Source organism: Streptomyces sp. 11x1 (genome assembly GCF_032598905.1).
Taxonomy (GTDB): domain Bacteria; phylum Actinomycetota; class Actinomycetes; order Streptomycetales; family Streptomycetaceae; genus Streptomyces.
Genome location: NZ_CP122458.1, coordinates 9991181 through 10005815 on the forward strand (window position 1 = coordinate 9991181; position 14635 = coordinate 10005815).

At 72.6% G+C, this 14635-nt stretch carries 16 protein-coding genes; 7 read left to right on the top strand and 9 right to left on the bottom strand.

Annotated features, from left to right (window positions below):
- Window positions 1-200 precede the first annotated feature (200 nt).
- From P8T65_RS43975 to P8T65_RS43985, 3 genes are all read left to right on the top strand, one after another.
- On the top strand, window positions 201-1157 hold the full coding sequence (locus P8T65_RS43975; RefSeq protein ID WP_316731025.1) for an ROK family protein: 957 nt from the start codon (window positions 201-203) through the stop codon (window positions 1155-1157).
- Between the two features lie 66 nt (window positions 1158-1223).
- Window positions 1224-1466: a hypothetical protein gene (locus P8T65_RS43980; RefSeq protein ID WP_230216845.1), complete on the top strand. Its 243-nt coding sequence runs from the start codon at window positions 1224-1226 to the stop codon at window positions 1464-1466.
- Between the two features lie 168 nt (window positions 1467-1634).
- Window positions 1635-2672 carry an NUDIX domain-containing protein gene (locus P8T65_RS43985; RefSeq protein WP_316731026.1) on the top strand — a complete coding sequence of 346 codons (1038 nt, stop codon included), beginning with the start codon at window positions 1635-1637 and terminating at the stop codon, window positions 2670-2672.
- A gap of 105 nt (window positions 2673-2777) precedes the next feature.
- Here P8T65_RS43985 and P8T65_RS43990 read toward each other — a convergent pair whose 3' ends face one another.
- The gene (locus P8T65_RS43990) at window positions 2778-4133 is read right to left on the bottom strand and encodes a dipeptidase (RefSeq protein ID WP_316731027.1); all 1356 of its coding nucleotides are present in this window, start codon (window positions 4131-4133) and stop codon (window positions 2778-2780) included.
- 182 nt (window positions 4134-4315) lie between these two features.
- Between P8T65_RS43990 and P8T65_RS43995 the strand changes: the two genes are divergently transcribed.
- Complete coding sequence (locus P8T65_RS43995; RefSeq protein ID WP_184898043.1) at window positions 4316-5521, top strand: geranylgeranyl reductase family protein; 1206 nt, start codon at window positions 4316-4318, stop codon at window positions 5519-5521.
- Between the two features lie 41 nt (window positions 5522-5562).
- Here P8T65_RS43995 and P8T65_RS44000 read toward each other — a convergent pair whose 3' ends face one another.
- On the bottom strand, window positions 5563-6015 hold the full coding sequence (locus P8T65_RS44000; RefSeq protein WP_316731028.1) for a nitroreductase family deazaflavin-dependent oxidoreductase: 453 nt from the start codon (window positions 6013-6015) through the stop codon (window positions 5563-5565).
- Window positions 6016-6172: 157 nt separating this feature from the next.
- Between P8T65_RS44000 and P8T65_RS44005 the strand changes: the two genes are divergently transcribed.
- Window positions 6173-6883, top strand: coding sequence for a TetR/AcrR family transcriptional regulator (locus tag P8T65_RS44005; protein WP_316731029.1), 711 nt, complete (start codon window positions 6173-6175; stop codon window positions 6881-6883).
- Between the two features lie 60 nt (window positions 6884-6943).
- Here P8T65_RS44005 and P8T65_RS44010 read toward each other — a convergent pair whose 3' ends face one another.
- The 5 genes from P8T65_RS44010 to P8T65_RS44030 form a co-directional block, all read right to left on the bottom strand.
- Window positions 6944-7276, bottom strand: coding sequence for a DUF6332 family protein (locus P8T65_RS44010; protein ID WP_316731030.1), 333 nt, complete (start codon window positions 7274-7276; stop codon window positions 6944-6946).
- A gap of 63 nt (window positions 7277-7339) precedes the next feature.
- Window positions 7340-8131 carry a maleylpyruvate isomerase family mycothiol-dependent enzyme gene (locus P8T65_RS44015; RefSeq protein WP_316731031.1) on the bottom strand — a complete coding sequence of 264 codons (792 nt, stop codon included), beginning with the start codon at window positions 8129-8131 and terminating at the stop codon, window positions 7340-7342.
- A 483-nt stretch (window positions 8132-8614) separates the two neighbouring features.
- A complete protein-coding gene (tgmB, locus tag P8T65_RS44020; protein ID WP_316731032.1) occupies window positions 8615-9598 on the bottom strand; it encodes an ATP-grasp ribosomal peptide maturase in 984 nt (327 codons plus the stop codon).
- A 16-nt stretch (window positions 9599-9614) separates the two neighbouring features.
- Entirely contained in the window at window positions 9615-9806 is a 192-nt protein-coding gene (gene tgmA / locus P8T65_RS44025) for a putative ATP-grasp-modified RiPP (RefSeq protein WP_184898055.1), read from the bottom strand.
- A gap of 178 nt (window positions 9807-9984) precedes the next feature.
- On the bottom strand, window positions 9985-11181 hold the full coding sequence (locus tag P8T65_RS44030; RefSeq protein ID WP_316731033.1) for an MFS transporter: 1197 nt from the start codon (window positions 11179-11181) through the stop codon (window positions 9985-9987).
- A 589-nt stretch (window positions 11182-11770) separates the two neighbouring features.
- Here P8T65_RS44030 and P8T65_RS44035 point away from each other — a divergent pair.
- Entirely contained in the window at window positions 11771-12712 is a 942-nt protein-coding gene (locus P8T65_RS44035) for an LLM class flavin-dependent oxidoreductase (protein WP_316731034.1), read from the top strand.
- Between the two features lie 620 nt (window positions 12713-13332).
- Here P8T65_RS44035 and P8T65_RS44040 read toward each other — a convergent pair.
- Together P8T65_RS44040 and P8T65_RS44045 are read right to left on the bottom strand one after the other, a co-directional pair.
- Complete coding sequence (locus tag P8T65_RS44040) at window positions 13333-13473, bottom strand: hypothetical protein (protein ID WP_316731976.1); 141 nt, start codon at window positions 13471-13473, stop codon at window positions 13333-13335.
- A complete protein-coding gene (locus P8T65_RS44045) occupies window positions 13470-13616 on the bottom strand; it encodes a hypothetical protein (protein ID WP_316731977.1) in 147 nt (48 codons plus the stop codon). The genes P8T65_RS44040 and P8T65_RS44045 overlap by 4 nt, the downstream gene beginning before the upstream one ends.
- Before the next feature lie 61 nt (window positions 13617-13677).
- Here P8T65_RS44045 and P8T65_RS44050 point away from each other — a divergent pair, with 61 nt between their 5' ends.
- Complete coding sequence (locus tag P8T65_RS44050; protein ID WP_316731035.1) at window positions 13678-14625, top strand: hypothetical protein; 948 nt, start codon at window positions 13678-13680, stop codon at window positions 14623-14625.
- Window positions 14626-14635: the final 10 nt, after the last annotated feature.

The window sequence follows — 14635 nt, forward strand, 5'->3', positions numbered from 1 at the left end:
AATGGTGCGGCTGTTGTGGATGTGCCGTCGAGCATAGAGCCTGGACAACGTTGTCACAGCCGGGGGAGACTGTCTATCGCATTCTCTGGCCGGCGCCCCCCACCAGGCGAGCGTCGTGCTGCCGGATTTCCGGCCGGAGATCCGGGTGTCGCTGGATTCGGGCGCCCGGTAGGAGACTCGCAGCGGGAGAACTGACACTGATGCAGACCGACCTCGTGGCCGCGCTCGACATAGGCGGGACCAAGATCGCCGGGGCGCTGGTGGACGGCCACGGCCGGATCCTGGTGCGCGCGCAGCGCCCGACGCCCTCGCGGGAGGACGGCGACACCGTGATGCGGGCCGTCGAGGAGGTGTTCGGCGACCTGGCCGCCGATCCGCGGTGGAGCGGGGCGACGGCGGTGGGGATCGGCAGCGCCGGACCGGTGGACGCCTCCGCCGGAACGGTGAGCCCCGTGAACATCCACGGCTGGCGCGGCTTCCCCCTCGTCGAGCGGGTCCGGGGCGTCACCGGCGGGTTGCCCGTCGAACTGATCGGCGACGGCGCGGCCATCACGGCGGCCGAGCACTGGCAGGGCGCGGCGCGCGGCCACGACAACGCGCTGTGCATGGTCGTGTCGACGGGCGTCGGCGGCGGCCTCGTCCTCGGCGGGAAACTGCACACGGGCCCCACCGGGAACGCCGGCCACATCGGCCACATCAGCGTCGACCTCGACGGTGACGCGTGCCCGTGCGGCGCCCGCGGCTGCGTCGAGCGCATCGCCAGCGGGCCCAACATCGCCCGGCGCGCCCTGGAGAACGGTTGGCGGCCCGGGCCCGACGATGACACCTCCGCCGCCGCGGTCGCCGCCGCGGCGCGGGCCGGCGACCCGGTCGCCGTGGCCTCGTTCGAACGGGCCGCGCAGGCCCTCGCCGCCGGGATCGCGGCCACCGCCGCCCTCGTCGAGATCGATCTCGCGGTCATCGGCGGCGGCGTCGCGAACGCCGGTGACGTCCTCTTCGCCCCTCTCCGCACCGCACTCAAGAACTACGCCACCCTCTCCTTCGTCCAGGGCCTGACGATCGCGCCCGCCGTGATGGGGACCGACGCCGGCCTGGTCGGCGCGGCCGCGGCGGCGCTGACCGGACGACGGAGCGGGCCGGGATCCGGGACGGAGTGATCGGGGCGAGAACGAAACGCGGAAACGGGGCGTGACCCCTCGGGGGCTTCCGCAGTTGAGCGGGGCATGAAGAAGCGCAGCATGCTCGCCATCGCCTCCCTGGCCACCGGTTTCGTCGTCGCGGCCGTCACGCCGTCGCACGGTCTGGAAGCCGCCGACACGCTCGGCAAGACCGACGCACTGAGTAAACTGGACGTCGAGGACACGCTCGGCGAGGTCGGCAAGACGGTCTCCAGCGACAGCCTGGCGGTCGACGACGACGCCCTGGGAGGCCTGGGCCAGGAGGGCAAGGACGGCAAGCAGGGCTGACGTCCTGGTGGGGGGTGACGGATCCTCCGTCCGCCTCCCCACGCACCGCGCACGGCGGGCCCGCTTCGGCGGGGCCCGCCGTCGTCGTATTCCGGCTCCTCATCAGCGGCTGGTTTCCGTGGCGGAGTGGAGGGCAAGCCTCAGGGGGTCAACAGAAGAGGGGGAACCGTGATCGTCTGGATCAACGGTGCGTTCGGTGCGGGGAAGACCACCACCGCACGGGAACTGATCGAACTGATCCCGAACAGCACGCTCTTCGACCCCGAGGTCATCGGCGGCGCCCTGACGCACATGCTGCCGGCCAAACGCCTCGCCGAGGTCGGCGACTTCCAGGACCTGCCGAGCTGGCGCCGGCTGGTGGTCGAGACCGCCGCCGCACTGCTCGCCGAGCTGGGCGGCACCCTCGTGGTCCCCATGACCCTGCTCCGCCAGGAGTACCGCGACGAGATCTTCGGCGGCCTCGCCTCCCGCCGCATCCCTGTACGGCACCTGCTCCTGGCCCCGGCTGAAACGATACTGCGGGAGCGAATAGCCGGGCGGGAGATCCCGCCCGACCTCCCCGAGGGCGAGATGCGGCTGCGTCAATGGGCGTACGACCACATCGCGCCGTACCGCGCCGCGCTGAGCGGCTGGCTCACCTCGGACGCCCATCTCGTCGACACCGGCACCCTCACCCCGTACGAGACCGCGCGGCGCATCGCCGATGCCGTGGCCACCGACGGGGTACCCGTGTGCGACATCGTGCAGACCCCCGAGCCGACCGCCGAGACGGTCGCCGCGGGGGTCCTGTTGTTCGACGAGCAGGACCGGGTGCTGCTCGTCGATCCGACCTACAAGCCCGGGTGGGAGTTCCCCGGAGGGGTGGTGGAGGCGGGGGAGGCACCGGCCAGGGCGGGGGTGCGGGAGGTGCTGGAGGAGACCGGGATACGGCTCGACGAGGTGCCCCGGCTGCTGGTCGTCGACTGGGAGGCGCCGGTGGCACCGAGGTACGGAGGGCTGCGGCTGCTGTTCGACGGCGGGCGGCTGGACGTCAGTGGGCCGCAGCGGCCCGTGCTGCCGGGGACCGAGCTGCGTGACTGGCGGTTCGTCACGGAGGAACAGGCCGCGGATCTGCTGCCGCCGGTGCGCTACGAGCGGCTGCGGTGGGCGTTGCGGGCTCGGGAGCGGGGCGCTGCGCTGTACCTGGAGGCAGGGGTTCCCGTGTAGGGGGCTGTTCGTGCCGCCGCCGTTTCGGGTCGGTGGTCGGGCGGGTGCGGGTGGATCGTGGTTGCTCGCGCAGTTCCCCGCGCCCCTTTCGGGGCGCGGGCTCGCTCAGTTGGCTGCGTAGTTCCGCAGGAACAGGGCCTCCGTCACCGACATGCGCTCCAACTCCTCAGGGGACACGCTCTCGTTGACCGCGTGGATCCGGGCCTCCGGTTCGCTGAGGCCGATGAGGAGGATCTCGGCGTCGGGGTAGAGGGCGGCGAGGGCGTTGCAGAGGGGGATGGATCCGCCGTGCCCCGCGTACTGCATCTCCTGACCCGGGTGGGCGACGGCCATCGCCGCCGCCATCGCCTCGTACGCCGGGCTGGAGGTGTCGGCGCGGAACGCCTGGCCGTGGCCGATGAGTTCGCAAGCGACCCGGGCGCTCCACGGGGTGTGGGCCACCAGATGCGCTTCGAGCAGCTTGATCGCCTGCTGGACGTCCACGCCCGGCGGGACGCGCAGCCCGACCAGGGCGCGGGCGCTCGCCTGGATCGACGGGGTCGCGCCGACCACGGGCGGGGCGTCGATGCCCAGCACGGTGGCGGCGGGCCGCGCCCAGATCCGGTCGGCGACGGTGTCGGCACCGACCAGCGCCACACCGTCGAGCACCTTGGCGTCCTCGCGGAACTGCGCGTCGGTGTACTGCAGGCCGTCCCACGTCCCGTCGCTCACGAGCCCCTCGACGGTCGTCGTGCCGTCCTCGGCGCGCAGGGAGTCCAGGACACGGATCAGCGCGGCCAGCGCGTCGGGGGCCGCGCCGCCGAACTGCCCCGAGTGCAGGTTGCCTTCGAGGGCGTCGACGCGCACCCGCATGAGGATCATGCCGCGCAGGGAGGTGGTGACCGTCGGCAGGCCCACCCGGAAGTTGCCCGCGTCCCCGATCACGACGGTGTCGGCGGCGAGCAGTTCGGGGTGCGCCTCGGCGTACCGCTGGAGGCCGCCGGTGCCCATCTCCTCGGAGCCCTCGACGATCACCTTGACCGTGACCGGCACCCCGCCGTCGGCCTTCAGGGCCCGCAGTGCCAGCAGGTGCATGATCACACCGCCCTTGCAGTCGGCGGCGCCCCGCCCGTACCAGCGGCCGTCGCGCTCGGTCAGCTCGAACGGCGGCGACACCCAGGCGGCCTCGTCGAGCGGCGGCTGCACGTCGTAGTGGGCGTAGAGGAGGACCGTCCTCGCGCCCTCGGGTCCCGGGAGGCAGCCGTACACGGACTGGGTGCCGTCGGGGGTGTCGAGCAGGGCCACGTCCTGGAAGCCCTCGGCGCGCAGCGCGTCGGCGACCCAGCGCGCGGCGCCCTCGCTCTCGCTCCTCGGGAACTGGTCGAAGTCCGCCACCGACTTGAAGGCCACCAGTTCGGCGAGCTCCTGCTTCGCCCGGGGAATCAGCGAGGCGACGGTCTCGGCGACCGGGTTCGACGGCATGGGCACGCTCCTGGTGGGTGCGACGTTGTCCTTCTGGGTACGGGGCCGCACACGCTCCTGCCCGGTGTGTCGGTGTAGGGCGCATGCGCTGCCGATCCTCCCACAGCGGCCTGGGGCGTCACCCGCCGTAGGATGCGGGGGACAGGTGCGGCAGGCGGCTGGATCGGGAGCAGTAGACCATCGTGAGCAGCGAGAACTCTTCGGCGGACGACGTGCAGCGGGTGTGGGACGTCGTCGTGGTGGGCGCGGGCCCCGCAGGGGCTTCGGCCGCCTACGCGGCGGCGGTCGCGGGACGCAGCGTCCTGTTGCTGGAGAAGGCGGAGCTGCCGCGCTACAAGACGTGCGGCGGCGGCATCATCGGTCCCTCGCGCGACGCGCTGCCGCCCGGCTTCGAACTGCCCTTCAAGGACCGGGTGCACGCGGTCACCTTCTCCCTCGACGGCCGCTACGCCCGCACACGCAAGTCGAAACAGATGCTCTTCGGGCTGATCAACCGGCCCGAGTTCGACCAGCAGCTCGTCGAGCACGCCCAGAAGGCGGGCGCCGAGCTGCGGACGGGCGTCACGGTCACCCGTGTCGAGCAGCACGGCTCGGCGGTGCCCGACCGGCGTACCGTCGCCGTCGTCCTCCAGGGCGGTGAGACGCTGCTCGCGCGGGCCGTCGTCGGCGCGGACGGCAGCGCCAGCCGCATAGGGGCACATGTCGGGGTGAAGCTCGACCAGGTCGACCTCGGCCTGGAGGCGGAGATCCCCGTTCCGGAGACGGTCGCCGAGGACTGGAAGGGGCGCGTCCTCATCGACTGGGGCCCGATGCCCGGCAGTTACGGGTGGGTCTTCCCCAAGGGCGACACCCTGACCGTCGGGGTGATCTCCGCGCGCGGTGAAGGTGCCGCCACCAAGCGTTACCTGGAGGACTTCATCGGACGGCTCGGCCTCGCCGGCTTCGAACCGAGCGTCTCCTCCGGGCACTTGACGCGTTGCCGGGCCGACGATTCGCCGCTGTCGCGGGGCCGGGTGCTGGTCTGCGGGGACGCGGCGGGGCTGTTGGAGCCGTGGACCCGGGAGGGCATCTCCTTCGCGCTGCGCTCGGGGCGGCTGGCCGGTGAGTGGGCGGTGCGGATCGCCGAGGCCCACGACGCGGTGGACACCCGCCGCCAGGCCCTGAACTACGCGTTCGCCGTGAAGGCCGGGCTCGGTGTCGAGATGAGCGTCGGCAAGCGGCTGCTGATCGCCTTCGAGCGGCGGCCGGGGCTCTTCCACGCGGCCCTCACCGGATTCCGGCCCGCGTGGCGGGCGTTCGTCGACATCACGCGCGGGTCGACCTCCCTGGGGGAGATCGTCCGCAGCCACCCGATCGCCCAGCGCGCGCTGACCGCGTTCGACAAGTAGGACCAGGCCGTCGCCCGTGTCGCCACCGGCACCCCGGCCGGTCACCGCTGGACGGTGATCCGGAAGACGGGGTGCTTCGGCGCGGCGGCGAGCAATTCGGCGTCGGTGGAGTCGGCGTCGACGTCACCGAAGAACCGGCCCACTTCCCAGCCCCACTTCTTCAGGTAGGAGCGCAGCACGGCGGGCTTCTCCTCGTCGGGCAGCTCGACCGCCGTGAACTCCCGCACCCGGCGGCCCACCTGGAGCCGTCCGCCGCCGGCCGCCCGCATGTTGCGCACCCACTCCGAGTGGCCGCGCGCCGAGACGAGGTAGGGGCCGCCCTCGTACGGCAACGGGTTGACCGGAAGCCGACGCCACTCGCCGCTCCTGCGGCCGCGCACGGAGAGTTCGGCCGTGCCGAGGAGGCTGACGCCGTGGCGGGCGAGCCAGCCGATGATGCCGTTGAGCGCGCGGTCGACGCGGTTGGCCTTGATGTAGTGGGGCGACGACGACATGGGGTTCCTCCCGTGGGCGGGCGAGCGGGTCTCCGGGCGATGCGTCCGGAGAGCACTGCTCTCACTTGAGAGCAGTGTGCACGAGATTGGTGCTCTGCAGCAAGAGCAGTGCTCTTGTTTGTGTGCAGTGCTCTGAATCTGTGGCACACTCCTCTTCATGAGCACTGCACGAGGGGTTCGCGCCCGTGCCCGGATCGAGGTCACCGCCGCCATCAAGGACGAGGCGCGCAGACAGCTCGCGGCGGAGGGTGCCGCCAAGCTGTCGCTGCGGGCCGTCGCACGCGAACTCGGCATGGTCTCCTCCGCGTTGTACCGCTACTTCCCGAGCCGTGACGAGTTGCTCACCGCGCTGATCATCGACGCGTACGAGTCCCTGGGCGGGGCCGCCGAGGCCGCGCACGCGAAGGCCGCCGGGGAGAGCCCGGCCGGGCAGTGGGTCGCCGTGTGCGAGGGGGTGCGGGCGTGGGCGCTGGCGCGGCCGCACGAGTACGCGTTGATCTACGGCTCGCCGGTGCCCGGGTACAGCGCGCCCGAGACGACGGTGCCGGCCGCCTCCCGGACGGGGCAGGTGCTCATCCGGATCCTGCGGGACGCGCATCTGGCCGACGCGATGGCGTTGCGGGAGCTGCCCGCCGAGCTGCGGCCCGAGGCGGTGCGGATGGCTGAGGACTTCGCTCCCGATCTGCCGCCGGAGGCGCTCGCGGTGCTGGTCGGGGCGTGGGCCCAGTTGTTCGGGCTGGTCAACTTCGAGGTGTTCGGGCAGTTCAACAAGGTGGTCGAGGACCGCGAGATGTTCTTCCGGTACGCGGCGCACGGGCTCGCCCGCCATGTGGGACTGGCCGGTGTGGTCCGCCCGGAGCAGACGTGATCACCGACTGGGCGGGCGGCGGCCGGGCGCCCGCGACCGCGCGCGGATCGTCGTCCTGGCCTACGGGGACTGCGAGTTCGGGTTGTCGCGGCCGGGTCGGCTGGGCCGCGCCTCGCCCGGTCCGTCGGGCGGTGCGGGAGCCCGCCGGTCCGCCCGGAGGGCGTGCCTGAAGCGGGTCAGCACGATCGTGACGACCGCGACGAAAACCACGACGGTGGCGGCGGCCGAGAGGTGACGGAGCAGGTCCTCCCGGCCGCGCAGGGAGCCGACGACGTCCGGCAGGAACTCGGTCACCCCGAAATAGGCCGCGCCCGCCATCACCGCCCCCGCGAAGAGGGCGAACCCGATCTCCGTCGTCATCGCGTCCCGCTCGGCCTGCGTCCGTCTCCCCATGGACCGAGTGTGGGGGCGGCGGGCGTACCGGACAAGAAGGTCGGCGCGCCCGCCGGTTCGGTTTCAGACGATGCCCGAGGCTTCCCGCCACAGCTCGGCGAGTGCGGGGTCGCCGGTGACGGAGGGGAGGGGGATCCGGTTCCACAGAGCCAGGTAGAGCCGGGACGCCGGGCCCGTGATCTCGCAGTCCGCGTCCGGGGCGTGTGAGACGTCCACGCGTTCCGCCGCCGGTGGTTGGGACGACAGCCGTACGGTCCAGGCGGCGTCCGTGTCGGTCGCGCGCACCCGTAGGACACGTGGTGTTTCGGTGCGCACCCGGCTCTTGGGGCGGGCGTGGAAGCAGAGCAGCAGTTCGTCGATGCCGTCGACCGCGAAGTCGACGGCGAAGTCGGAGGTGAGGGTCGGGGTGGGGTCCAGGACGGCCTCGGTGAGGTGGGCGCCGCGCGCGTCGCCGAGGGCGGACTCCGCGTCGGCGCGGTGCACGGCCGTCTCGTGGGCCTGGCGGCGTGCCCAGAAGGCCAGGGGGGAGGGGGCGGGCAGAAAGCTCCAGCAGTCGAGGTCGGCAGGGGCGGCGCGCAGGGTGTCGAGGAGACGTCGGTGGCCGTCCTCGAACCAGGTCAACAGTGTGTCACCGTCCAGTTCTCCCGGCCCGTCCGGGAGGGGGCGGGGCGTGGGTTGTCCCTCGGCGACGAAGGCCGTGGCCCAGCGGTGCACGGCTCCCGTGTGGCGTACCAGGTCCCGTACCCGCCATGACGGACAGGTCGGGACCTCGGCGTCCGTACCGGCCTTGCGGGCGGCCGTGGCGAGCAGTCGGCCTTCCTCGTCCAGGGCTCTGATGTGCTCAGCGGTCTCCATGGGAGGAGTCTGCCGGACGAACCGCGCGTGCAGCGCCTGTTACGGGCCGATGTACGTGCCGAGCCGACGTACCTGCCCCGGCACGCAATGCCCGAGCCGGCGTGCGTGCCGGTGCCGAGGCCATGCCCGAGCCTGCGTGCCCGGGCCGACGCAGTTGCCGAGCCCACGTGTGTGCTCCGGCCGGCGCGTGCCCGGGCCGATGGTACGCCCGGGCCGACGCACATGCCGAGCCGACGTGTGTGCCTTGGCTGACGCGATGCCCAAGCCTGCGTGCCTGCCAGGGCCGACGCTGTTGCCGAGCCGACGCGTGTGGCCCGGGCCGACGCAAAGCTCACGCCGGCGTGCCTGCCAGGGCCGACGTGATGCCCGGGCCGATGGCACGCCCGGGCCGACGCGCATGCCTGGCCCCGCGTGGCCGTCACCGGGCTGAGCGCAAGCCCCAGTCGGGTCGGCGCTCGGGGCGCGACTGGGTCGCCGGTGGGGTCAGGGGGCCGAGCGGATGCGCCCGTGGTGGCGTGTCCTCGCCCCCGGGTCCTCCTCGGCCAGCCACTCGGCGACGCTGTGGGCGATCGGCTGGCCGGTGTCCATCTCCACGAACCCGAACTGGCCGGACTGATTGCACTCCAGGAACCACCAGATCCCGTCCGCGTCCTCAGCGAAGTCGAAGGCACCGTAGGCGAGTTCGGCGTCCCGCAGATAGGCGCGCGCGGCGGCGGCGGTGCGCGCCGGGACCTCCACCGGCCGCCAGGGCGCGGTGGAGGCCGCGAAGCGGACGTCGACTTCCTCGGGATGCGCGTCCGGGGCGACCGCCTTGCGGGCCGCCAGCATGCGGTCGCCGACGACGGTGAGCCTGATGTCCGCCGCCTTGGCGATCCGGCGCTGCAGCAGCGTCGGTCCGAACGCCACGGCGGTGAAGTCGGTGCCGGGCGCGACCCGACTCGTGGGGACTGTGCGGGCCGGCTCCTGCGGGTGGGTGCCGGAGACCGGCTTGACCACCAGGTCCGGGAAGCGTTCGGCGAAGTCGCGGGCGGCCTGCGGGAACGTGGTGATGAGCGTGGCCGGGACGGGGAGGCCGCAGCGCTGGGCGTGCCGCAGCTGCCACGGCTTGTGGCGGGCCCGCCGGGCCGCGTCCGGGTCGTTCATCCAGCGGACCCCCGTGCCGCGCAGCATGCCGTACAGGGCCTGCGAGGACTCCTCGGTCAGCCAGGCGGACGGCTCGCCGACCCGGCTGGCCGGGACGCCCGGCCGGCGCAGCCAGATGGAGCGCAGCCCGCTCATGCTCACCAGGCGTCCGCCGGCGGACAGATGTCCGCGGAAGGCGCCGTGCACATACTCGCCGGAGAGGGCCACCCCGCCTGGGAGGTCGGCGGGGTCGAGCCGGACCACCGGGACGCCGGTCCTGTTCAGTTGTGCCACCACCAGGTCCGCCGTCACATCCTGTTCGCTGGTGAGGATCAGCACCGTCATCGTCGCTGGTCCGCGTTCAGTCGTCGAAATGGGTCTTCGAACCCGCGGTGGACGTCGTCGCCCCCAATTCCCGCATAAGACCCTGGTCGTGAGCGGCTATCCGCCCATCGGCGAGCACGTTCAACTGCAGCCCGGAGTCGTAGGTGTACGGAGCGCTGAACTCCAACTGCTCAGTGGAGCGAGCGTAGTTGAGCACGAACAGTCGCATCGTTTCTCCTTGTTCGGGACCATCCGGAAAGCGGATGGTGACGCTCCGGCCTCCCTCTGTTCGGCCGGGTCGCAGTGTCTCCAGGGAGTTATACGAATCGAACGACTGAATGGTTGCCTCATCTTCTCGGAGGGCTGACTTCATGCACCGCGAGGGGTCAAGAGGCAACGGTGAGTGGTCAACTCGCGGCCGAGTGGCGCGTGGCGAAGGCGATGACGGAGGCGAACGCGGCGAGTACGGCGACGCTGGTGAGTGCGGAGGGCAGCGAGAACCACTCGGCCATGAAACCGATCGCGGGCGGGCCGAGGAGCATGCCGAGGTAGCCGAGCGTGGAGGCGGTCGCGACACCGCCCGGACCGGCCATCGCGCCGGCCCGTTCGATGGCCACCGGGAAGATGTTGGCGAGGCCGAGACCGGTGACCGCGAAGCCGAGGAGGGTCGCCCAGACCGAGGGGGCGAGGGAGCCGAGCAGCATGCCGGCCGTCGCGGTGGCCCCGCCGGCCACGAGCACGGTGGACCTGCCCAGACGTTCGAGCAGGGTGGTTCCGGTGAGTCGGCCGACGGTCATGGCGAGCGCGAAACACGAGTAACCGATCGCCGCGACACCGGGTGAGGCGTCCAGGTCCGCCTCCAGGTGCAGGGCGCCCCAGTCGGCCAGCGCCCCCTCGCCGTAGGCCGTGCAGCCGGCGATCAGGCCGAGGACGACCACCAGCGCGCGCGTACGGCCGTCCAGGCGGCCGGGGACCCGCGGGCCGGTCTCCCGGGCGGGCAGGCCAGGAGCGCGGTCGAGGGGTGCGGGGGGTTCGTGGCGCAGCAGGGCGGGCGCGGCGACGGCGGTCACCAGGAGGCCGATCACGGTGATGCCGAGCAGATGGCGGGTGGGGGAGAGTGAGCCCGCGACGAGGCTGCCGAGCCCGGCCCCGACCATGCCGCCGAGGCTGAACGCGGCGTGGAAACCGGGCATGACGGGCCGCCCCAGCGCGGCCACCAGGTCGACGGCGGCGCTGTTGAAGGCGACGTTGATCCCGCCGAAGGCCGCGCCGAACACCAGGAGCACCGCGCCCAGGGCGAGCGCCGAGTGGGTGAGCGGGGGCAGGGCCACGCTGAGGGACAGCAGCACGGCGCAGGCGACCGTCACCGGGTGGCTGCCGAAGCGGCGGCAGAGGCGGCCGGTGAGCATCATCGTGATCACCGCTCCGGCGGACACGCCCAGCAGGGCGAGCCCCAGGGCGCCGGGCGAGGCGCCGGTCTGCTCCTTGATCGCGGGGATTCTGACCACCCAGCCGGCGAAGACGAAGCCGTCGAGGGCGAAGAAGGCGGTGATGGCGATACGGAGGGTTCGCAGGTGTGAGGGTCCGGCGGGGTGGCCCGGCACGGCGTTGTGCGATCGGGTTTTGTTTATTCGCGGCACAAAACGAGGCTAAGTGGGGGCCGAGGCTGGGACAAGGTGGTCCGCGGGGCGGGGCGGCGCCCTGAGCCGGTGGGGCGGGGGAGGGGGGCGGCGCCCGGAAGCGGTGCCCGTGGGCAAGGTGGCGGCGCCCTGAACTGCGACTCGCGTACGAAAGCAGGGCGCCGCTCCCGCTCGTGCTCGATGATTTCATATGCGTGTACAACTAATGTGCTTGCCGTCTTCCCGTGCGGACGACGTAGGTTGAAGCGGCCGGTACTGAACGGGTGGAGGCCCTGATGCGCGTACGTGACGCGGCACCACACGGTGCCGGCGCCGGTGCGCGGCTGATCACCCGACGGCACGTGGACTACTGCCGTACCGCCTCCGCCGTCTGTCCTTCCGCACGCCTCTGACCCCCGGCCGGCACCCAGTGGCTACATCACTAGGGCCGGACCTCTCGTCGTGTCCTCGGAAGGAACCCCCATGTCCGGCTCCGCCCTGCGCCTCGCCGTCGAACTCGACGGCGAGGCGCCCCCCGGCGGCCTGGCGCCGCGCCGCCCACGCTCCCGACCAAGTGCTCACCCCGCGAGGCGTGGCCCGGGTGGCCGTCGCCGCGGAGAGCGCCGGGTTCACCCCGCTCACCCGGGACGACGGCCTGCTCCCACCCGCCGCCGCGCCCGACACGGTCGGCCGGATCGGCGCGGTGGAACGGGCCGCGTTCGTCGCCGCGTCGACCGCCGTCGTCGTCGGCGTCGCTCCCGTTGTTCCGCTGACCGTCGCCCGGGCCCTCTGGGACGGCTGGATGGACGGCGCCGCCTCCGGCTCGCCCGGTGCCTTTCCACCTGCGGCGCCCGGTGCCGTACGCCGACTGAGCCACCGGGGACGGCAGTTCGACGTCGACCTGGTGCCCACCCTGCCGCGCAGCGCCCAGGGGCATCCGGTGATCTTCCAGGCCGGAGACTCGGCCGAGAGGCGGGACTTCGCCGCCCGCGACGCCGATGTCATCTTCTCCGCGCACGGCGAGGACTCCGACGACGCGCTCGCCTTCGCCGAGGACGTCCGGGCCCGCCTGGCGGCCGCCGGACGGCCCGAGGGCGATCTGCGCATCCTCCCCGGCACCGAGATCATCATCGGGGCCACCGAGGAGGAGGCACAGGAGAAGAAGCGCTGGATCCGCCGCCAACAGGTCACCCCCGCCTCGGCGTTGGGTATCGCCGGGCTTCTGTGGAACCGGGACCTCTCCGACCGGGACGTGGACGGGCCGCTGCCGAAGGAGGACCCGGTCGTGGTCGAGAACGACGGTTCCTTCGGCGCCCGGCCGCGTCGCCGATCCGCACAAGGTGGTCGCCGGCTGGCGGGAGAAGGCCGAGGCGGACGGCTGGTCGCTGCGCGAGACCGTCATCGCGCTCGGCCCGCAGTGCGGCCGTGCCGGCACCCCCCGCCGGCCTCGCCGACCGGTTCGCCCCCTGGGTGCGGCACGGTGCCGTCGACGGGTTCAACGTCACGCCGTACCTGATCCCCGACGGGCTGGACGACATCGTCGATCTGCTCATCCCGGAACTGCAGGAACGCGGCGTCTACCGCACCGCGTACACGGGGACGAGGCTCCGCGAACACTCGGCCTGCGTGAACCCCTCACTCACCGAGCCATGCTCGACGGTCCGCGGGCGGGCTGACCCGGGGCGGTCGTCCCGCGACTCCGAAGGCGGGGGCCCGCCCGATCAGGGTGGGCACCCGCCGCATGCCGCATGGCATGCGCCCTCCGGGAGAACACCCCGGCCGTGACGCCACCCTCGCCTGGCTTGGCGCCCGTCACCCTCAGTGATCGCTCGCGTCGAATTCGATCAGCGGTCCTGACGGCTTTCCGTGGCCCCGGCGGGGAATTCGGCAAGGGCGTGGTATTCGAGCGTGATCTCCCGGCCCTAACCGCTGTGATTCACGGCACAGTTCCGCGATTTGCCGCCCGGTTGAACCGGAGCCGGTAATTCGGCGGCGATTTCGTCGAAGGGGCGCGGGCGTCGCCTTGAATCGCTCGGCGACCCCGTCCGGGCGTGACCTCGGTGAATTGGCGAAGGTCGCGAATTCGGCGAGGTCACGCCCGGCGGGGGAACGGCCCCACGGCCCGGGCCGGTCGATTCAGTCGGCCGCCGCGAGCGGCACGGCGGCCACGTTGTAGGCGAACGCCCAGAACAGGTTGGACCGGATCGTGCCGAGGGTCCGGCGGGCGGGGCGGATGGCGTCGGCCGCCGCGCGCAGGTCGCCCCGTACGAGGGTCACGGGGAGGCGCAGGTCATGCCGCCGATGGTGAGCTCCACCTCCGCGGCGGTCCCGGTACCGGTGGTGGTGACGGTCATGGCTGCTCCCTCGTACGTGATGGGTAGCGATCTTCTCGGATACAGGGCGGGGGTATCCTTGCCCACTGCTGCCTACATACCCCCTAGGGGTATCTGTGTGAAGACCTGAACCTCGAAGGAGACGGCCATGAACACCGGACTGAGGATCACCGCGTTCGCCGCCGCGCTGGCCGCGACGTTCGGCGCCGCCTACGGCGTGGGCAAGGGCGTCGAACCCGTCGTCTCGGACACGGCGAAGAAAGAGCCCGCGCGCCGCGACGGCCACACCGGGAAGTCACCGGAGCCCGGAGAGGGCGCCGGTGCGCACGCGGCCGCCCCGGCCGGCGGACTGCAGATCTCCGAGGGCGGCTACAGCCTCGACCTGCGCACCCCGAGCGTCACCGCCCAAGACCGCTCCGACCTGCGCTTCGTGATCAGGGACGCGAAGGGCCGCGCCGTCACCGCGTACCAGCGCGAGCACGACAAGGAACTCCACCTGATCCTCGCCTCGCGCGACCTGGTCACCTATCGCGATCTGCACCCCACCCGTGCCGCCGACGGAACCTGGAGCACCCCCGTGGACCTGCCCGAGGCCGGTGACTACCGCGCCTTCGCCGACTTCACCCCGGCCGGCGCGGACGCCGAGAACCTCACCCTCGGCGCCGACCTCGCCGTCTCGGGGACGTACAAGCCGCGCGAGCTCCCGGCACCGGCCGACACCGCCGAGGTCAACGGCTACGAGGTCGAACTGGAGGGCGGCCTGCGCCCGGGCGCCGCGAGCGAGCTGGAACTGAAGGTCTCCCGGGACGGCAGGCCCGTCACCGATCTGCAGCCCTACCTCGGCGCGTACGGCCACCTGGTGGCCCTGCGCTCCGGTGACCTCGCCTACCTGCACGTCCACCCGAACGGCGAGCCCGGCGACGGCACGACCGCTCCCGGCCCGGACATCTCCTTCACGGCCACCGCCCCCAGCTACCGGCTCTTCCTGGACTTCAAGCACGACGGCAGGGTCCACACGGCGGCGTTCACGGTCGAGGCCGGGGGAGCGGCCGCACCGAGCCCGGCGGAGGAACCGCCGGCCGAACACACGCACTGACGCCGCGGCC